Here is an 18,827-nt window from a genome sequence, read left to right as displayed (position 1 = left end):
GCGGTCATGCTTCTTCAGGCTTCAAAAACCAGATGCACCCAAGAGGCTCTGCCTGGGAAGCATTTGCCACTTCGATCGCCAACATAAACTTTAAAAACAAAATTTCTTAAGATTTGCAATTAATACTTTGCACTATAATTAAAAACAGAGAGATTTAAACAAATCCCGGCACTTGCAAATTAGCAATATCTAAAAGTATGGCTGGTAAATCCAAATTTTGTAATACATCAATACAACTCCCGAACTAGCTTCAAAACTATAAGGGAGTTTTGTATATTTTGAAACGGAGATAGAACAATGGGTATTTCTACTATCAACCCGGCAACGGGAGAAACGCTGAAAACTTTCGAGCCGATCGCAGATGAGGCCATAGAAGCTAAGCTGGCATTAGCACAGCAAGCTTTTAACAAGTACCGCCACCAGCCGTTTGAGCAGCGAGCCATCTGGATGCAGACAACTGCCGATATCTTGGAGCGCGATCGCGAAATTTTCGCGGAAATGATGACGCTGGAAATGGGCAAAACGCTTAAATCGGCGATCGGCGAAGTAGAAAAATGCGCCTTAGTTTGCCGCTTTTACGCCAAAAATGCCGCTCAATTTATGGCAGACGTACCCGCAACCACCGACGCTAGCAGCAGCTTTGTCCGCTACCAGCCACTGGGCGCTATTTTAGCCGTCATGCCCTGGAATTTCCCATTTTGGCAAGTTTTTCGGTTTGCCGCGCCGGCGCTGATGGCGGGCAACGTCGGCTTGCTCAAACACGCTTCCAACGTGCCTCAGTGCGCTCTAAAAATTCAAGAGATTTTCGCCGAAGCAGGGTTTCCCGAAGGAGTTTTTCAAACTTTGCTAGTGGGCGCCGACAAAGTAGCTAAAATCGTTGCGGACGATCGCGTAAAAGCAGCAACTCTCACCGGTAGCGAACCAGCCGGCGAAAGTTTAGCAGCAAATGCGGGCAAAAATTTGAAAAAAGTAGTGTTGGAATTGGGAGGAAGCGACCCATTTATTGTGATGTCCAGCGCCGATTTACCAGCAGCTTTATCAACTGCTGTAACATCGCGGATGCTAAATAACGGCCAAACTTGCGTAGCTGCTAAACGCTTTATTTTAGTAGAAGAAATCGCCGATGAATTCATCAAAGGATTTGTCAAAAAATTCGAGGAATTGAAAGTAGGCGATCCGATGTTGCCAGAAACCGATATCGGCCCTTTAGCTACTCCGACAATTCTTAAAGAATTGGACAATCAAGTGCAAGCTTGCATTCAGTCAGGAGCAAAACTTTTGACAGGCGGCCGCGCACTGTCAGAGAAAGCCGGCAATTTCTACTTGCCAACTATTTTGACAGATATTCCCCTGGATGCTGCGGCGCGCCAACAAGAATTTTTCGGGCCCGTAGCCTTAGTATTTCGAGTTGCAGACATCGATGAGGCGATCGAACTAGCCAACAATACATCTTTTGGCTTAGCCGCGACAGCTTGGACTACAGTAAGCTCAGAAGGCGATCGATTTATTTCCGAACTAGAAGCAGGCGCCGTATTCATCAACGGCTTAGTAAAATCCGACCCCAGATTGCCCTTTGGCGGCATCAAACGCTCCGGTTACGGACGCGAATTGAGCATCCAAGGAATTCACGAATTTGTCAACATTAAAACAGTGTGGGTAAAATAAGTAAAGCTCGATCGGCTTCTTGCAAAAACCTCAATCCATCTGCGTTAATTCGCGTTGATCTGCGGTTAAAAATTCAACATTAGATTTTTGCAAGAAGTTGACTGAGGGCGGCTAAAAACTTTGTCAGCCTCAAAAGTTGTACAATAAATCCCAACCTTGTAAATTGTTTGAGAACAACAAATCCTGAGTAACCGAGGAAAAAACGGAAATGAACACAGCTCAACTCTTGGTCAAATGTTTAGAAAACGAAGGCGTAGAATACGTCTTCGGACTTCCCGGAGAAGAAAATTTAGAAGTTTTAGAAGCCCTAAGACACTCTTCAATTAAATTTATTACTACTCGCCACGAACAAGGCGCCGCTTTCATGGCAGACGTTTACGGCCGCCTTACCGGCAAAGCAGGCGTTTGCTTGTCCACCTTGGGCCCCGGCGCAACTAACTTAATTACAGGTGTTGCTGATGCGAATTTAGACGGCGCTCCTCTAGTAGCAATTACCGGACAAGTCGGCACGGATAGAATGCACATAGAATCGCACCAATATTTGGACTTGGTGGCTATGTTTGCTCCGGTTACTAAGTGGAATGCTCAAATTGTCCGCCCCAGTACGACATCAGAAATTGTCCGCAAAGCCTTTAAAGTAGCTCAGAGTGAAAAACCGGGAGCAGTTCACATTGACTTGCCCGAAAACATCGCAGCAATGCCTGTCGAAGGAGAGCCGCTCACTAAAGATAACCGCGAAAAAACTTTTGGTGCTTACCAAAGTCTGAATAAAGCTGCTGTGGCAATTTCCAAGGCGAAAAGTCCTTTGCTTTTAGTAGGAAATGGCACGATTCGGGCTAATGCTAGCGATGCTTTGACAGAATTTGCGACTCGATTAAATATTCCCGTCGCTAATACTTTTATGGGCAAAGGCGTAATTCCTTACACTCATCCTTTGGCACTTTGGACGACGGGATTGCAAAAACGGGATTACATTAGCTGTGCTTTTGAAGAAACGGATTTAGTGATTGCTGTTGGCTACGATTTAATTGAATATTCCCCGAAAAAGTGGAATCCTGACGGCAAAATTCCGATTATTCACGTAGGAGCTCTGCCAGCAGAAGTTGATAGCAGTTATATTCCTGTTGTAGAAGTTGTGGGGGATATTTCGGATTCGCTCAATGAAATTTTGCAGCGTGCCGATCGCATGGAGAAGACTGATCCTTTTGCTAAGCAATTGCGGGCAGATATTCGCGCTGGGTACGAACAATATGCTAAGGATGATGGTTTCCCGATCAAGCCACAAAAACTGATTTACGATTTGCGGCAAGTGCTGGGCCCGGAAGATATTCTCATATCTGATGTGGGGGCTCACAAAATGTGGATCGCGCGGCACTATCATTGCGATCGCCCGAATACCTGTTTAATCTCCAACGGATTTGCTGCGATGGGGATTGCGATTCCCGGTGCGGTGGCGGCAAAACTCGTTTATCCCGATCGCAAAGTAGTAGCAGCCACCGGCGACGGCGGTTTTATGATGAACTCTCAAGAGTTAGAAACTGCGTTGCGCGTCGGTACTAATTTTGTCACTCTCATCTTTAATGACGGCGGCTACGGGTTAATTGAATGGAAGCAGGAAGATCACTTTGGTCATTCACATTTCGTCAAATTTGGCAATCCCGATTTTGTAAAATATGCCGAAAGTATGGGTTTAAAAGGCTATCGCGTGGAATCCGCCACCGATTTTATTCCTATCCTGAAGGAAGCGCTGGCTCAAGATGTTCCCTGCGTGATTGACTGCCCGGTAGACTATCGGGAAAATGCTCGTTTCAGTCAATTATCTGACGATATGAGTTGCAATATCTAAGTTAGGAAACTGGCTTTTTTGCGATCGCCTAAATCAACATGGTTCACTTACCTGAAATCCTCTGTATTTCGGGTAAGGGACACTCTTCAATTCAACAACAGATTGGTACACCAATACTCCGGACAGTTCTTGGAACGATACTACAAGCTTTACAGTCAGGGGTGGACATGACTTTGATTTAATTATCCACAGTGGCTCAAAGTCATAGAGGATAAGTCATTGGGCCATAGAAAAACTGTCCGAAGTATTGATATATCTGTTTACGGAATAAATAACCTACCTGCTCCCATATAGTCTTGGATATCGATCGCGATTTCTACAAGCTTTTCAACACAACGCTCTCGATAATCATATTCGTTAACGCGATCCGGGTCGCCAATCGTGATAATGGGAAATGAAGTTGGCTCATTTTCTTCGCGCATCACCTGTTCCAGAGAGTCTTCACCCTTTGCATTACGGTTTGCTGTCAATAAAAGCATTTGATTAGATTGAGCCAATCGCCAAACAACTCGATCGTCGCTATTAGACGCTAAGCCAATATCTTGAAATGTCACTAACCGAATGGGAGCAATATCTAACCACCCTCCTGCCACCAGACTTCCAGAAAGCAAGAGAGCTTGCCGATTCAAATTGTAGTCAGCCAGAATCATCATTGCTTTGTTGCTTCCCGCTGCGCTTTGCGTTGCTGAAGTTTGACTCGCGCAGCTTCATATTCAGAGCGAGGGGGAGTTGCAGCTATGCGAGCAAAGCGTTCGCGGTTGCGTTCTTCCCAATACTGGCGAGTTGCTTCGGCTGATTTCAAAACTTCTTGATACTCAGCTTCTACATCTGTCTGGTGCGCCTCAATGTAGGAAATGGCAGCGCCCAACTGCTCATCCGTAAGGTTAAATACATCGCGAATGAATTTAGGGGGATAGTGGGCTTTGAGATGATCTATTACATCATAAAGAGTTATGCGTGTTCCCGCGATCGTAAGCCCCCTTTCTGTGCGGACAATAGTCACTTTTTCATTAGGATTCGGATTAGGATTTAATACTGTGGCATCCATCTGTTTTTTCCGGTTGGTTATAATATTTGGCATTTTAACCCATTGTTTTTCAAACATCAAATTCTTTTGGCAATGCTTTCAAGAGATGTCAGCCGTTCATAAACCACATTTTTTAAATAAGTCGGGATTATAGCCTTGACCAATCATTCAAGGCTGCGATCGCAACTTAACTCAACTCTCAATACATATCAACTCGGAAAAATATTATTGCCAAGAAAACCACTCTATGGTATACTAGAAGATTGTGAATATTAATCAAAAGTAAAGTAACCAGCCCGGAGAAATCGAAATGACACAGCAAACCCTGCACGGAACCAGCCGCAAAAGAAAAAGAACATCCGGTTTTCGCGCCAGAATGCGTACCGCAACTGGTCGATTGGTAATCAAAGCACGCCGCAGCAAAGGTCGTCACCGCCTCGCAGTCTAGCACGGCCCAAGAATGAGCCCGATCGCACGCAGCCACCATGTTGCCCCTGACAAACCGACTCAAGCACCGAAAAGACTTCAGCGCCGTTTACCGCAAGGGAATCCGCCGCAACTCCGCTCATTTCAGCTTAAGAGCTCTACGCAAACCCAAAAGCGTCGAGATTGGCAAACCCACAGCCGATAAATCCTTGCAACCGAGTCGCACAGGCATTTCTATCAGCTTGAAAGTCAGCAAGCGCGCTGTAGTCCGCAACCGGATCAAGCGCCAGATTCGCGCCGCTTTGCGACAGCTATTGCCCCGATTAAAATTCGGATGGGATTTAGTAATTGTGGTGCGTCCGATCGCACAAGAGTGCAATTATGCAGAAATTCTGCAAGAATTAGAGCAGTTGTTGGTAGAAGCCGAGGTACTAGATGGGAATTCGAGAGGAAGTATATTATGAAGGCGGCCCCGCGCTGGGAGACTTGATTATCAACTTACTCCTGGGGCTGACTGTCGTGGGAATCCCCCTCGCAGTAGGAGCAATTGTTCGGGCTCTGTGGCTGCGCTACCGGATCACCAACCGCCGAGTGTCCGTAACTAGCGGTTGGATGGGGGGCGATCGCATCGACGTTATCTACTCAGATATAGTCAAAATTGTCACAGTACCTCGGGGTTTCGGGACTTACGGAGACATGGTGCTGACCATGAAAAATGGCAGCCGCTTGGAACTGCGATCGATTCCGAAATTTCGAGCAGTCTATGACTACATTAACGAAAAACTGCCCGCAGCAGCTCAAAAAGCCAACGCAGCAGCAAAAGCTAAATAACCGAAAGGCTTTTACCCTGATTTGAAGGCGAAATCTGTCGATTTTCCATTTTTTGATTTGAGATTTACTCCACAGATGAATCTGCCAGGTTGAACTCTTAGTCTAAAATTTGGGGATATTTATGACGATTGTCGGGCGTTTGCGTGCGTTTTTTGGGTGAAGTCAGCGCGAGTATTGGCTTTAGTCATTACAAAAATCTGGTAGCGGGCGGTCGATCGACAGGCAATGTCCTAAGATAGAGACAAAAGCCTAAAAGTTGAGACGGCCCGCATTCAGCGGGTAAAAATAGTTCTCAACAGTAAACTAAGAGCACCTAAATTAACTCAAAGCGAATGGATTTTGGTATCTCGTTTCTCTCCAACAACCTAATGCTGCCGATCCTAGATTTTTTCTACGGGATCGTGCCAAGCTACGGTTTAGCGATCGTAGCTCTGACGCTCGTGATTCGCTTTGCTCTCTATCCTCTAAATGCAGGCTCTCTTCGCAATATGCGGCGCATGAAAGTAGCGCAGCCGTTGATGAAAGAGCGAGTAGATCAAATTCAAAAACTGTATAAAGAAAATCCTGCCAAACAGCAGGAGGAAATGAGCAAAGTATACAAAGAATTTGGCAATCCTCTAGCAGGATGCTTCCCGTTGGTGCTGCAAATGCCGGTGCTGTTTGCACTGTTTGCAACGCTGAGGGGTTCGCCTTTTTCTGACGTAAATTACAGCGTCAACGTCCAAGTTTTGCCGAAAGAACAAATCGAAACTGTTCAACCGCAAGCCTTTGCTACGCCACCACAAAATATTTACGTGACGGGTACATTTCACGCTCCAGTTGTGGGCGTGATTCCAGCAGGTGACAAACTCGGAGTCGGCGATACAACCAAGGTTGAATTTAAGACCCCAGACGGTAAACCTCTCCAAGCTCTAGCGGCAGAAAATAAGAGCGAAATTGACTTTGTTCCCAGTTGGAAAGTCATCAAAGGCGAAGAATTCGTCAAGGTAGACGAACAGGGCAACATCGTGGCTTTAGCGACCGGTGAAGCCACAGTTCAAGGCACAATCCCCGGATTGGCTACCAACAAAGGATTCCTGTTTATCGAAGCTCTAGGCCGCGTGGGCGCGATCGACCCAGACGGCACAATCCACTGGGATATTTTGGTGATGATCCTCGGCTTCGGTATCAGTTTGTATATCAACCAAACTCTTTCGGGACAAGCACAAGGGCCAAACGACAATCCCCAACAGGCTACAGTCAACAAACTGACGCCAGTGATATTTTCGGGGATGTTTTTGTTCTTCCCGCTGCCCGCCGGCGTGTTGATGTATATGCTGATTGCTAACATCTTCCAAACAGTTCAATCGTTTATTTTGTCTAGAGAACCGCTGCCCGAAAATCTCCAAAAAATCGTGGACGAAGCAGAAGCGAAAACAAAAAAAGAACAGGGATTAGATGCACTTCCCTTTGAGCCGGGCCGTTCTAAGAAAAAGGCTTGATTGTTAAAATGAAAGAATCAGAAATGCAGCGCGGACAGCAATGGTTAGAAGAATTGCTAAAACTGTCCGCAATTCCCTCAACAGTGGTAAGCCAACAGCAAGATGATTGCTATTGGATGACAATAGATGAAAGCAATCTGACACCCGAACAAGTTGCTATCTTAATCGGCCCAGACGGTAATGTACTAGATGCGATTCAGTACCTCTGCAACACAGTTGCGAACATCGCTCACGAATCAGATGAACCCATTGCTTATACAGTCGAACTGAACGGCTATCGCATCCGGCGACAAGCAGAATTGCGATCGATGGCAGAGTACGCAGCAGATCAAGCGCGATCGACTGGAGGGGAAGTTGAACTCAAATCGCTGTCTTCGGCAGAACGCCGTCAAGTACACAGTTTTTTGAGCGAATGTGAGGATATAGAAACTTACAGTCAAGGCCAAGATGCCGATCGGCGTTTGGTAGTGCGACTGCGCTGACGGTAACAAGGAAAAAAGAAAAAAGGAAAAAGGAAAAAGCCAAAAAAGAGCTATTCCTTTTGACTTTTAACTTTTTACCCGCCCAAAAACAAGTACAAGCCCCGATGCCAAAAGTAGATATCCGAAAATTTTAGAATCGTGTTTAAGCTCCCAGATTCATCTGTGAAATAAATCTAAAATCTAAAATCTAAAATCTAAAATCGACTGGCTTGTGACTTGAGACGAGGATAATAAAACGGCGAAAGATGATTATGGAGACAATTTATATCCCTCACCTACTCGCAAAAACCGAGCGGAAAGAGGTCATTGATTTTGAAGAAATTATCCCCGATTTAGCAACTCTGACTCCCGTGCGGGGGCGGCTGCAAGTTACTCACAAAGGTAATTTTCTTGATGTGAAGGCGAAAGCTGAAACAATTGTGACTCTTAGCTGTCATAGATGCCTAAAACAATACAATCACCGTTTAAAAATCCAATCATCGGAAATAATTTGGCTCGAAGAAAAAGTGAGCGATCCTGATGCAAGTTCAGGAGAATTTGAAGTGGATTTAGAAGATTTAGTGGAAAATTTATCTCCCACAGGCTATTTCTCTCCGAGTGATTGGGTGTACCAACAAATGTGCTTGGAACTGCCGCACAAACAGCTATGCGATGTTGAATGTCCGGGAATAGATTTAAATGAGGATGATGCAGAAGAGACAGAAAGTTCAGAAACAGTCTCTGACAGTCGCTGGGCGTCTCTGGCGGCACTTAAACGGCAATTGCCTTAGTCAAGAGTCAGCAGTCCAGAGTCATTAGTCATTAGTCATTAGTCATTAGTCATTAGTCATTAGTCAGCAGTCAATAGTCAATAGCTAAGGGAGCATTTCAGTTTTGCTTTTACTGTCCGCGATCGGGACATTTGCTAGATGTATATAAGCTTTGCTGCGATCTTGAAGAATTCGCACTCTAACAAAAACTCTTTTTACTCTCGGAAAGAAATGCTTTCGTAGCTAACCACGAATAAGTGTGGAATAACGACGAAAAAAAACACCCGCTAACAACTAATGACTAATAACTAATAACTAATGACTAATAACTAATAACTAATAACTAATGACTAATAACTAATGACTATTTTTAGCGACGAGTTTGAACTGCTGCTACGATCGCGCTACCCCCTAATCTACATTCCCACACGGGAAGAAGAGCGCGTCGAAGTCGCGATCGCCCAATGCGCCAAAAAACAGGGTTCTCGCGCCGTCTACATCTGGGATTTTGTAGATGGCTATCAAGGCAATCCCAACGATGCGGGTTTTGGCAAGCGCAACCCGCTACAAGCTTTAGAGTTTCTGGAAAAATTGCCGGCATCCGCACCAGCAATCTTTATTTTGCGAGACTTTCAGCGCTTTTTAGAAGATGTCTCGATTTCTCGGAAGTTGCGAAATTTGGCGAGACTCCTCAAATCTGTACCCAAAAATATAGTCATCGTATCTCCGATAACTTCGATCCCGGAAGACCTCAGCGAAGTCATCACTGTTTTGGAGTTTCCTCTGCCTGCGGCTGCGGAAATCAAAATTGAGGTAGAAAGACTGTTAAGTGCTACCGGACAAAGCATAGAAGGGCGTTTCCTGGATGAAATGGTGCGCTCCTGTCAAGGATTGTCGATCGAACGAATCCGCCGAGTTTTGGCAAAGGCGATCGCCACCAGAGGCGAACTGCATCCCGACGATGCCGAACTGATTTTAGAAGAAAAACGCCAAACCATCCGCCAAACTCAAATTCTCGATTTTTACCCAGCCCGCGAAAACATCTCCGATATCGGCGGTTTGGACAATCTCAAAGAATGGCTGCTGCGGCGCGGTGGTGCTTTTTCCGATCGCGCCCGCCAATACGGTTTGCCGCATCCCAGAGGCTTGTTATTAGTCGGAATTCAAGGCACCGGCAAATCCTTAACTGCAAAGGCGATCGCTCACCACTGGCATTTGCCCTTGCTGCGGTTGGATGTCGGGCGCTTGTTTGCCGGATTAGTCGGGGAATCAGAATCGCGCACCAGACAAATGATTCAGCTAGCGGAAGCTTTGGCGCCTTGCGTGCTGTGGATTGACGAGATTGACAAAGCTTTTTCGGGATTGGATGGTAAAGGCGATTCGGGGACAACCAGCCGCGTGTTCGGAACTTTTATTACTTGGTTGGGCGAAAAAACTTCACCGGTGTTTGTCGTCGCCACGGCGAACAACATCCAGTCTTTACCGCCGGAAATGCTGAGAAAAGGCAGGTTTGACGAAATATTTTTTGTAGGTTTGCCAAGTCAGGAGGAACGGCGGGCGATTTTTGAGGTACATTTGTTGCGGTTGCGATCGCACAGCATCAAAAATTATGACTTAGAGCGCTTGGCTTACGAAACTCCCGATTTTTCAGGAGCCGAAATCGAGCAAACTTTGATTGAAGCAATGCACATTGGGTTTAGCCAAAATCGAGACTTTACCACAGATGATATTTTAGAATCAGCTAGTCAGATGGTGCCGTTAGCCCGAACAGCGAGCGAGCAAATCCAATTTTTGCAAGATTGGGCGGCGGCGGGTAAAGCTCGCCTTGCTTCGAGATACGGCAGTTTGAGCCGCCGGATTCAAGGATAGTCGATCGAAAACATTGTGCAGAAAGCATTCGGGAGCATCTTAGTTTTGCATTTATAGTGCTGTCGAGAACTCGCGTGGGTTTATAAGCACGCGAGCGGGGACGCTCGCACTACAATAAAAAATGCTTCTTGTAAAACTGAGATGCTCCCAAGCATTCGGCCTTCGCCCGAAGCTGAAATTTCCCTCCCAGCGTCTATCCCATCGAACCCAAATTTCCCCATTCGCTCTTCCTTGTTCCTTCGGTCAACTGTCAACTGTCAACCCTTCTCTTGTCAACTGTCAACTGTCAACTGTCAACTGTCAACTGTCAACTGTCAACTGTCAACTGTCAACTGTCAACTGTCAACTGTCAACTGTCAACTGTCAACTCTTCCGCCCTATGAACAGTATATATAGCGTTTTCAAGTTTTTAGTGGGTTTTCTGCTAGCGATCGTGCTGATGGCAGGCGCTAGCGTGGCGGCTGCACTTTACTTTGCCGCTAAGCTAACTACTGTGCCCGACAGACCTGTTTTTCCCAACGACAAAACAGCAGCTCAGATTGCCGGTGCTGGGGCGAAGTCAACAGCCAAGGCCAGCCCAGTGTCTACGTCTAGCGATGCTGCGTCTGGCGATGCTGCGTCTGAGAAACCCCTGGAACCGGGAGCTTACCGAGCTCTGGTAACTCAGCCGATCGGCTTAATTCTTCGGGATAGTGGCAACCGAGACTCAAACCGCATTGGCGGTGTAGGTTATAAGGAAAAAGTTGTGGTTTTGGAAGATTCGCCGGACAAAGAGTGGCAGCGAATTCGAGTTGAGGATGGCAATCGCGAAGGTTGGGTGAAGGGTGGCAATACTGAAAAAGTTGAAGGCGAATAGCACCAAGGCTGGTGTCTACAAATTATCTGCGTTGGACTGTGTTGCTCTGCGGTTGCCCGATCGCAGATCGTATGCAATAAGTCTAAGGTTAATCTCCGCTTAAACCAACTCTACATATCACATTCTTTTTGAAAAGTCAAGTTAAATTTATTTACGCTAAAGAATTGGTTTAAAGCCCGCCCGCCCGATCGGCAAAAATTAAAAGCAGACTATTCATTACTCGAATCCTCTTCCTTCCAGGTAGAGGTGGCCCTCAACAGTCAACAGTCAACAGTCAACAGTCAACTGTCAACTGAGAGTTATGTTAAGAAACTTAGCAAAATTTTAAGCTTAGTTGCAAATCGTAGGCTTTTGTCACCGCAGTAGAGGCAAGAATGGTAGCTTAGATAACAAGATCTAAGTTTTCAGCTTGACAGCTATCAACCATAAAAAATATGTACGACAAACGTCCAGATCGAGATTTGGCGACTGCTGCTGTAACTGCGGCTTTAGGAGCTGGAGTGGTCACTTCTTTTGCAGTCAGCAGAGGGCAAAACCCTCTGGTAGCGTTAGCAATTACTGTTTTTGCAGCCGGAGTTGCTTTGATTTGCGATCGGTTCGGCTTAATTTAAGTGAATGTCCGATTTTTACAGATTAGTTAACGAATAACATCCCCATCCTGTTTGCAACTAGCAAGGGTGGGGTTTTTTAATCGATCGTCAACAACTCATATTTTTTTCTCATACAAATTTTAATTTTTAGCCAATAATACCCAAAAACTGGTCATTTTTCCCTCATCAAGGCTAAGATGTGGCTGCAAACTATTTTCCTGACACTCGCGTCTCTCTAAACAGCGATGCTATCTTGGTTGTTCCCTGTAATTATTTTTGAAGGCAAATTCTTTTTCAGAAACGGGTGCTGCGTGCAAACAGGTAAACATTAGCCTTGATAGCTCCAGGGCCGCTCAAAGCTCAGCTTGAGTTTGCTCGTACATCACAGCCACAATTTCACACTAAAAATTTATGGAATCCCTCGCCTACCTCGAACTTGCTCTTGTTTGCGAAGCACCCGCACAAGAGTTGAAAATTTTTGATCCTCCCAAGTGGCAAAACCTATCGACTCAGACTTATGTCCGTTTGCTGTCTCTGGCTTTGATGCTGTCGGTTTTGAGCGCAGCCGGTTCGGCTTTTGCTCAAATAGATCCAGGAAATCCCAATTTGCGCTCTGTTCAAGACAGATTGCGGGATCTTGGCTATTTTCCTAGATCTTCTACTGGTCAGCTCGGCCCGGTAACAAAACAAGCTCTGACTAACTTTCAACGAGACTATCAACTGTCGCTGACTGGTAAGCCCGATCGATCTACGGTGATAGCGCTCAACAGTTTAGACGAGGACGATCGACCTTTTAAAACAACTTATACAAACTATAGCTATAGCGAGCTGCGTTATGGAGACTCCGGTGCAGATGTTACCGCTCTCCAGCGCAGGTTGAAAGAGCTAGGCTACTTCAACACGCATCCCACAGGGAGTTTTCGCGAAATTACTCTCAATGCGGTGAGATACTTCCAGCGCATTAATCGACTGCGGGTGACTGGAGTTGCTGACAGGCAAACTTTAGCCTTGCTGTTTGCTTCCACCAGGCCAACTCCCCCCGTTACTCCTCCTGATATTTCGGAAAATGGCGGTTGCAAGGGGCTGCGGTTCGGCGACAGAGGGGCGACGGTAGACTTGATCCAGCGGCAGTTAAAAGCTTTAGGCTATTTTGAGGGCGGCATTGACGGCAAGTTTCGCGAACGCACTCTCTACGCTGTGACTCGTTTTCAGCAAGATTTCAATCTGGTTTCTGACGGCTGCGCTGACACTGCTACTTTGAAGGCGATAGATGCCCAGATGAGGGAAGCTGAAATTACTTTATATCCAGGAGAAAATGACGATCAGAGTAATAATGCTGGAGATTTTCTGGATTTGGGCGACACAGGTCGAGAAGTAGAATTGTTGCAGCGGCGGCTGCAACAATTGGGTTATTACAGGAGCCAGATTCACGGTTGGTTCGATCGACCAACTCAAGAAGCTTTGATCGGATTTCAGAGAGATAGCGGGCTGTCCGGGACTGGTACAGTAGATCGCAGCACTCGATCGGCTTTGAGACAAGCCAACAAGCAGGCTGCAAAGCCGCAGCAGCCCGTCGCAACGGGTCTGCGACGGGGGGATACTGGGCCTGGTGTCCGACAGCTTCAGTCTGCGCTCAGAAGTCTGGGGAAAAACCCTGGCCCGGTGAATGGAGTATTTGGAGCCGAGACTGAGTGGGCGGTGCTGTCCTTTCAACGCGAGCGCAATTTGTCCCCGGCTACGGGTATTGCCACTCCGGCAACTTTGGCCGCAATCCAAAAGGGGTTAGCTGGGCGAGTTACTGTTCCTGCTGTGCCGATTAGCAGTGTCAATTCTCGATCGAGCATTCAGCAATTACAAACCCGGCTGCAAGGCCTCGGCTTTTACACGGGTTCCGTCACCGGAGTTTTGGATGCTCCGACGAAAGACGCGCTCGATCGAGCTGTGCGCCGTTACGGGGTAAGTCGCGAGGATTTGTTGAGCCAAACTTTTTAGCAGCGGACTTGCGGGTGTTACGTCAAAGCCATCGGGTTTCTGGTTTCCGACTCATTCTGGAAATGATGTATTTTCCTTCAGAAACCCGGTTTCGGCGTAACTGCGAATCACACTTGCGCCGAGTTTCGTTAATAATTCTAACCAGCCGTACTTGAAATGCGAAAATAGTGTATTCTCACTCGATTGCATCAGGGGCACTGTTGCCATTCTGAGCGATCGACCTCGGACAAGACCAATTGCTGGAAACCAAAGACGGCCATCCCATCCGCAAAGCTTCATGGCACACCGTATGAATCGTTAACTGGCAGTCTAGCAGGTGCAACCCAGACTTTTCAGCTTGTTTCATGCCAATTTTCAAAATCGAATCGTTGTTAAATTCGATCGTTCTGTTGCACTGAACGCAGACTAGATGGTGGTGGTGGTGCGGATAAGGCTGGTTTATTTCATAGTGTTTGTGACCTTCAGCTAGTTCGAGTTCGCGGAGCAGGCTCATCCTTGCCATTAACTTTAAAGTTCGGTAAATGGTGGACAAGCTAATGTTTTCACCGCGATTTTTTAACAAAGTGTACAAATCCTCCGCGCTCAGGTGGTTGCCTTTGGGGAGGTTCTGAAACACGTGCAAGATGGTTTCCCGTTGGGGAGTCATCCGCCAGCCTTTGTCATTGAGTTCGGATTTGAATGAGGACGCGGTGTAAAGTGCCATAGTGACCCTCTCAAGAAAGTCTGCCTATTGACAATCATACACAGCGATCGAGATATTTTGCAAATATCGGAGCTTATTGAAAAAAGCTTGGGGTAAAAATTTAGTTTTTGATAATTTTTGACGGCACACATACCATAAAGCCTTAGAGTAACCCATAATTGGAGTAAATTGGAATAAATCACAACATTCCACCTATAGTTCACTTTTTCAACTCCTCCGTAGTCGCTTCCTTCAGTTTGTGGGGCTAGCCCAACCAAATAGAGCGTAGTGGAAAGGAATTTTTAGGCAGTTTACCCAAGCCTCGTACAATTAAAGTGGTAGTCGCCAAACACCGTTCTAGTTTAATTGCACACCTCAAGCATTACTGCTGTAGGCTTTTTTGATGAAGCATCACCTCTGAAAGATGGCGCTTAATTGCTTTTAGAGCCACATTACGAGCGGCATTTAAACCACTATGAGCTTTGTACCCATCCACAGTTGCTACTAATGCAGCCCCCGGTCGATAGCTATCAAACTCAGTCGGGCTTGAAGGGAATTTGCATCCTCTCCAGACAGGCTCGCCCCAAGGGGTAAGACGGCTCGTATTCATCGGACTAACGCGAGTTGTGAGAATTGCATAATCTTGATAAGCAATTCGTTTGACTTGTTCATAGATTTTGCCTTTCAACCAGTAAGCACGTTTTTGATTTGAGCGTCTTGAATATTTCCCGCGTTTGGGTCGCAAATTTCCCAGATGCTCAAAGCTAATCACATTTGCCCGCCAATGATTGGCCAACTCAACAAGCTCGCGGGATACGGCTCTTGAATATTCAATTTCCACAGCAGATAAAGAGTCCCATGCTTTTTTAGCAAAGCCACGGGAAATGATTCCCGTTTTGCCCATTTTGATGGCGATATTTCCTAGATTCCGCTTCCTACGAGCTACATGACGCGACTGGTTAATGAAATGTCTAGCGACTTCAGTCGTTTCGCCTCTGTCGTTGGTTTCTAGGATGCTAGCAATGACGATGAACTTGTCGAGATCCATGTCAATTCCGCAGGTCCGAAACGTGCTTTTTGCCATGATTCCTTTGATGCCACCCGTAGCAGGAACGTATTTTTCAAGTGGAAAAACTATCCACAAAGAACCGTTTTGAACCTGCACTCTAGGGGAGCCTTTTACCCATTGGGTCGGAACGTCAGGGCATTGATACTGATGTTTTATCCACTTCCATGAATCGCCTACCAGCATCTTTAGAACAATAGAAAAACCATCATCCTCTTTCCACATCCCAGCATCGTACTGAGGGTTAAAGTTAAACGCTCCTTGATGGAGCGGTGGCTTGTGGTGCTTGAGCCTTTTTGGGCGATTCAACCATTTTTGATAGGTTGAATTCCAGCTTTTATAAGCACCAATTGCTTGCCTGATGGCTGCTCTCTTCATCCCAGAAGGAAAGCCTTTTACGAAAGGATGATTAGCCGTGAGTAGCTCGTAGTAACGCCAGCCTCCATTTTCTTTTGTCAGGATGCCTTGAGGAGCTTCGGCAATTAGTAGGAAATAGAAATGAACTATCTCGTTATAGGCTGCCTTAGTTGGCTGCATATCAAAACCAGAACGAAGCAATTTCGCCTTGACTGACTTAGTGGCAATGGAAAATCCTTTTTGAGGTTTTAGCATCTTTCGACCTGAGATGTTTGTTGAACTCTGATTTTCAAATCAAGTTGCAAAGCCGATCTATTGACTTACCCCAATATACTCCAATATTCGTGTTTCTAGTAATTAGACAGAGAAATCGTGTAGAAGTAATAATTTTTTCTTCTGCTTTATGCTTTCTGTCTTCTGCCTTCTACCTAGATCCAGAAACGGACATTACCAATACACTGACATACTCCCGAACCTTGAGGAATCGGGATTCTGGATTCAAACAGACAAAGCAAGCATCGCTTGTTTGATATTGCCTAGCCCTATAGGTTGATGCCTCAACCTATAGGATTGTTTTGGGATTCTAGAGTTGAGACCGGATTTTTAGATCTCGCGCATCCACAATACATACCCTATGATGAAAGCCGTCCTATAAGGACGAAGCCTTAAACCCTATTTGTCAGTAAATGCACACCAGCTAATTTAAGTCAGAGACTCAAGATAGTCGCGCACGCGGTTGCGACGCTTGGGTTGGCGGAGTTTTTGCAAAGCTTTGGCTTCAATTTGGCGGACTCGCTCGCGGGACAAGTCCAGAGCTCGACCGATTTCTGCCAAGGAGTAGGGGTGTCCGTCGCCCAAACCAAAGCGCATCAGAATAACATCTCGTTCGCGGCTAGTCAAATCTGCCAACAATTGTTGCAAGTCGCGGTGCAGAGCTTCTCGCATCAGCATTTCTTCTGGCGAGATGCTGTCGGTTTCGAGTAAGTCGCCCAACTCTGTATCTTTTTCGTTGCCCACTTTAGTTTCCAGAGAAACAGAGCGAGGAACTCGCAGCAATACTTCCCGAACTTGAGCGGCAGTCATGTCCAATTCGACGCCGATATCTTCGATCGTAGCTGTGCGACCTTTTTCTTGAGATATTTTGCGCTGGGCTTTCTTGATTTTGTTAAGTTTTTCGGTGATGTGGACGGGGAGGCGGATGGTGCGGCTTTGAGTCGCGATCGCCCGCGTGATTCCCTGGCGAATCCACCAGTAGGCGTATGTGCTAAACCGATAGCCCCGTGTCGGGTCGAACTTTTCGACAGCTCGTTCCAGTCCGAGAGTACCTTCTTGTATTAAATCGAGCAATTCTAAACCGCGATTTTGATATTTTTTTGCCACGGAAACCACCAGGCGCAAATTCGCCTTAATCATGTGGTCTTTAGCTTCGATGCCTTCAGCTTGAATTTTTTCGATCGCCTCTACCGTCATCTCGGCCAATTCTGCCCACTGGCGCTTGCCTTCGGCCATAATTCGCTTGAGTTCTGGCACGTCACTGATGCCTGCGGTTAATGCCCAGCGTTCCAGGGAAGGTTTGTGTCCCAATTGTGCAGACAGGCGATCGCGCACTTCTATTAAATGCACGAAGCTTTGAATCAGCCCTTCTTCCTGGGAAGCGACGGTGTTGCGCAATTCCAGCAATTTGATGTAGCGCTGAACTTTTTGAGCTTCGGAGACTTCTTCGTCTCTACCCAAGAGACGGACCCGACCGATTTCCTGTAAGTACAGGCGCACTAAATCTGTAGTGCGGCGGCTAGCGTTTTTTTGCAATTTGGATGCTGTGTCTGCATCTTCAGTCTCTGCTGAGTCTTGGTCGATGGGTTCGTCTCCAGCTTCTTCAGCATCTTCATCCAACACATCTACATCTTGCAAGGGATTGACTCGCAGTTGTTCGTCGAATTCAGCTTGAGCGTAAAAAGAGGTGGCTGGCATAGTGATTTTCTCAATGGCTCCGGGTGAAAAGATGCTACGCTTAGCGGTTATTTATAATTATGATGCCCACTTTGTTAAGACGAAGCATCACCGCTGTTTGTTTCTTTACTAACTTTTCTGACTTTTGTGCTGTTGGAGAGATCGAGCTTTGGCTGCCCCACTTGTTTTACCAAGATTCGGGAAAACGCTAAGAACTTTCTGATGTAACAGTTTGAAGCCCCGAAAAGTGCGTTGTACTTCTTTGTTTATATAGCTAGTATAGATAGAGACTGGCTATAAACAAGTGACCAAGGTCAGAAGTTAAGTTAATCTTCATCACCAATAACCTCGTTCCCGATCACTTCGCCAAAATAGGGATTTTTTTAATAAAACTTTATATAATTCGGGGTTCTTGATTAAATACCCCACAGCTCACAGGAAGCTTAATCCCTTGCACCATATGAGATTCATGGTTTTTTGAGTCTCCCTTATCGAGTTGGCAGTTAAGGGAAAAACCGGGTTTCCTGACAAAAATTCGGCATTTCAACCCAGGAATTCCAGGAAAAAACCCGGTTAATCGATGTATTTGGCGTAGGTTGGGAGTTGGATGTGGCGATCGATCTATAACTTTTTTGGTGTTGGCTGGGGCTTCCCATTTAACCTCACCCAATATGATCGGCATCAAAAACCGGGTCTTTTGAACTCCCGCTGGCACAGAAAGCGTAGGTTTTTCCTCGCCGTTACCTATTGGTGAAAAGTTAAGAATGGCATTGCATTTGTCAATCAGTAAGATTACCGAAAAAACTGTTTTTTTAGGAGTGTAAAATTCGCAATTTGGGGGCGAGGGGCGATCGATATGGCACTCCGGACGTTAGGGAAGCTTGCAGCTATATCGATCGCCTAAATCTCAGTTTTTCACCCAAAATTAGAGCAAGCTGTAAGTATAATTGCTGAGGAG

16 protein-coding genes and 1 pseudogene are annotated in these 18,827 nt (G+C 46.1%); 12 read left to right on the top strand and 5 right to left on the bottom strand.

What is annotated here, in order from left to right; all coding sequences use genetic code 11:
* The first annotated feature begins 297 nt into the window (after positions 1-297).
* Together JGK36_RS19460 and JGK36_RS19455 are read left to right on the top strand one after the other, a co-directional pair.
* On the top strand, positions 298-1,665 hold the full coding sequence (locus JGK36_RS19460) for an NAD-dependent succinate-semialdehyde dehydrogenase (protein ID WP_293197399.1): 1,368 nt from the start codon (positions 298-300) through the stop codon (positions 1,663-1,665).
* 205 nt (positions 1,666-1,870) lie between these two features.
* Positions 1,871-3,511, top strand: a pseudogene (locus JGK36_RS19455) (acetolactate synthase large subunit); the annotation flags it as partial.
* 260 nt (positions 3,512-3,771) lie between these two features.
* On the opposite strand, the gene JGK36_RS19450 reads toward JGK36_RS19455, so the two are convergent.
* Together JGK36_RS19450 and JGK36_RS19445 are read right to left on the bottom strand one after the other, a co-directional pair.
* Positions 3,772-4,164 carry an ACP S-malonyltransferase gene (locus tag JGK36_RS19450; RefSeq protein WP_293191699.1) on the bottom strand — a complete coding sequence of 131 codons (393 nt, stop codon included), beginning with the start codon at positions 4,162-4,164 and terminating at the stop codon, positions 3,772-3,774.
* A complete protein-coding gene (locus tag JGK36_RS19445; protein WP_366039122.1) occupies positions 4,161-4,592 on the bottom strand; it encodes a DUF433 domain-containing protein in 432 nt (143 codons plus the stop codon). Before JGK36_RS19445 ends, JGK36_RS19450 begins: the two co-directional genes overlap by 4 nt.
* 256 nt (positions 4,593-4,848) lie before the next feature.
* On the opposite strand from JGK36_RS19445, the gene rpmH reads away from it, so the two are divergent.
* The 10 genes from rpmH (at position 4,849) to JGK36_RS19395 (ending at position 13,814) form a co-directional block, all read left to right on the top strand.
* Positions 4,849-4,986 carry a 50S ribosomal protein L34 gene (rpmH, locus tag JGK36_RS19440; protein ID WP_006632320.1) on the top strand — a complete coding sequence of 46 codons (138 nt, stop codon included), beginning with the start codon at positions 4,849-4,851 and terminating at the stop codon, positions 4,984-4,986.
* A 37-nt stretch (positions 4,987-5,023) separates the two neighbouring features.
* Positions 5,024-5,428 (top strand): ribonuclease P protein component, encoded by a 405-nt coding sequence (rnpA, locus tag JGK36_RS19435; RefSeq protein ID WP_293181943.1) that lies wholly within the window; start codon positions 5,024-5,026, stop codon positions 5,426-5,428.
* Positions 5,400-5,795 carry a PH domain-containing protein gene (locus JGK36_RS19430; protein WP_293147797.1) on the top strand — a complete coding sequence of 132 codons (396 nt, stop codon included), beginning with the start codon at positions 5,400-5,402 and terminating at the stop codon, positions 5,793-5,795. Before rnpA ends, JGK36_RS19430 begins: the two co-directional genes overlap by 29 nt.
* A 332-nt stretch (positions 5,796-6,127) precedes the next feature.
* Positions 6,128-7,276, top strand: coding sequence for a membrane protein insertase YidC (yidC, locus tag JGK36_RS19425; protein WP_293181945.1), 1,149 nt, complete (start codon positions 6,128-6,130; stop codon positions 7,274-7,276).
* 8 nt (positions 7,277-7,284) lie between these two features.
* The gene (locus tag JGK36_RS19420; RefSeq protein WP_293181947.1) at positions 7,285-7,758 is read left to right on the top strand and encodes a R3H domain-containing nucleic acid-binding protein; all 474 of its coding nucleotides are present in this window, start codon (positions 7,285-7,287) and stop codon (positions 7,756-7,758) included.
* A 251-nt stretch (positions 7,759-8,009) separates the two neighbouring features.
* Entirely contained in the window at positions 8,010-8,528 is a 519-nt protein-coding gene (locus tag JGK36_RS19415) for a YceD family protein (RefSeq protein WP_293181949.1), read from the top strand.
* Between the two features lie 339 nt (positions 8,529-8,867).
* Positions 8,868-10,376, top strand: a complete 1,509-nt coding sequence (locus JGK36_RS19410; protein ID WP_293181951.1) for an AAA family ATPase — start codon at positions 8,868-8,870, stop codon at positions 10,374-10,376.
* A 379-nt stretch (positions 10,377-10,755) separates the two neighbouring features.
* Complete coding sequence (locus tag JGK36_RS19405; protein ID WP_293181953.1) at positions 10,756-11,232, top strand: SH3 domain-containing protein; 477 nt, start codon at positions 10,756-10,758, stop codon at positions 11,230-11,232.
* 434 nt (positions 11,233-11,666) lie between these two features.
* Positions 11,667-11,843 (top strand): hypothetical protein, encoded by a 177-nt coding sequence (locus JGK36_RS19400; protein ID WP_194010918.1) that lies wholly within the window; start codon positions 11,667-11,669, stop codon positions 11,841-11,843.
* Between the two features lie 390 nt (positions 11,844-12,233).
* Positions 12,234-13,814 carry a peptidoglycan-binding protein gene (locus tag JGK36_RS19395; RefSeq protein WP_293197395.1) on the top strand — a complete coding sequence of 527 codons (1,581 nt, stop codon included), beginning with the start codon at positions 12,234-12,236 and terminating at the stop codon, positions 13,812-13,814.
* Between the two features lie 175 nt (positions 13,815-13,989).
* On the opposite strand, the gene JGK36_RS19390 is transcribed toward JGK36_RS19395, so the two are convergent.
* The 3 genes from JGK36_RS19390 to sigC all read right to left on the bottom strand — a co-directional run bounded on the left by JGK36_RS19390 (position 13,990) and on the right by sigC (position 17,890).
* The gene (locus JGK36_RS19390) at positions 13,990-14,517 is read right to left on the bottom strand and encodes a transcriptional repressor (protein ID WP_293147815.1); all 528 of its coding nucleotides are present in this window, start codon (positions 14,515-14,517) and stop codon (positions 13,990-13,992) included.
* 361 nt (positions 14,518-14,878) lie between these two features.
* On the bottom strand, positions 14,879-16,174 hold the full coding sequence (locus JGK36_RS19385; protein WP_293182933.1) for a hypothetical protein: 1,296 nt from the start codon (positions 16,172-16,174) through the stop codon (positions 14,879-14,881).
* Between the two features lie 447 nt (positions 16,175-16,621).
* Complete coding sequence (sigC, locus tag JGK36_RS19380; protein ID WP_293182930.1) at positions 16,622-17,890, bottom strand: RNA polymerase sigma factor SigC; 1,269 nt, start codon at positions 17,888-17,890, stop codon at positions 16,622-16,624.
* Positions 17,891-18,827 lie beyond the last annotated feature (937 nt).

Origin of the sequence: Microcoleus sp. PH2017_35_SFW_U_B (assembly GCF_020737865.1) — a bacterium.
GTDB lineage: Bacteria > Cyanobacteriota > Cyanobacteriia > Cyanobacteriales > Microcoleaceae > Microcoleus.
Note: the sequence above shows the minus strand (reverse complement) of the source record. Positions and strands in the feature narration are given on the sequence as shown.

What these genes read in the sequence shown, in the direction of transcription:
- JGK36_RS19460 (WP_293197399.1), top strand. Translation starts at nt 298, where the DNA reads ATGGGTATTTCTACTATCAACCCGGCAACGGGAGAAACGCTGAAAACT.
- JGK36_RS19450 (WP_293191699.1), bottom strand. Translation starts at nt 4,164, where the DNA reads ATGATGATTCTGGCTGACTACAATTTGAATCGGCAAGCTCTCTTGCTT.
- JGK36_RS19445 (WP_366039122.1), bottom strand. Translation starts at nt 4,592, where the DNA reads ATGCCAAATATTATAACCAACCGGAAAAAACAGATGGATGCCACAGTA.
- rpmH (WP_006632320.1), top strand. Translation starts at nt 4,849, where the DNA reads ATGACACAGCAAACCCTGCACGGAACCAGCCGCAAAAGAAAAAGAACA.
- rnpA (WP_293181943.1), top strand. Translation starts at nt 5,024, where the DNA reads ATGTTGCCCCTGACAAACCGACTCAAGCACCGAAAAGACTTCAGCGCC.
- JGK36_RS19430 (WP_293147797.1), top strand. Translation starts at nt 5,400, where the DNA reads ATGGGAATTCGAGAGGAAGTATATTATGAAGGCGGCCCCGCGCTGGGA.
- yidC (WP_293181945.1), top strand. Translation starts at nt 6,128, where the DNA reads ATGGATTTTGGTATCTCGTTTCTCTCCAACAACCTAATGCTGCCGATC.
- JGK36_RS19420 (WP_293181947.1), top strand. Translation starts at nt 7,285, where the DNA reads ATGAAAGAATCAGAAATGCAGCGCGGACAGCAATGGTTAGAAGAATTG.
- JGK36_RS19415 (WP_293181949.1), top strand. Translation starts at nt 8,010, where the DNA reads ATGGAGACAATTTATATCCCTCACCTACTCGCAAAAACCGAGCGGAAA.
- JGK36_RS19410 (WP_293181951.1), top strand. Translation starts at nt 8,868, where the DNA reads ATGACTATTTTTAGCGACGAGTTTGAACTGCTGCTACGATCGCGCTAC.
- JGK36_RS19405 (WP_293181953.1), top strand. Translation starts at nt 10,756, where the DNA reads ATGAACAGTATATATAGCGTTTTCAAGTTTTTAGTGGGTTTTCTGCTA.
- JGK36_RS19400 (WP_194010918.1), top strand. Translation starts at nt 11,667, where the DNA reads ATGTACGACAAACGTCCAGATCGAGATTTGGCGACTGCTGCTGTAACT.
- JGK36_RS19395 (WP_293197395.1), top strand. Translation starts at nt 12,234, where the DNA reads ATGGAATCCCTCGCCTACCTCGAACTTGCTCTTGTTTGCGAAGCACCC.
- JGK36_RS19390 (WP_293147815.1), bottom strand. Translation starts at nt 14,517, where the DNA reads ATGGCACTTTACACCGCGTCCTCATTCAAATCCGAACTCAATGACAAA.
- JGK36_RS19385 (WP_293182933.1), bottom strand. Translation starts at nt 16,174, where the DNA reads ATGCTAAAACCTCAAAAAGGATTTTCCATTGCCACTAAGTCAGTCAAG.
- sigC (WP_293182930.1), bottom strand. Translation starts at nt 17,890, where the DNA reads ATGCCAGCCACCTCTTTTTACGCTCAAGCTGAATTCGACGAACAACTG.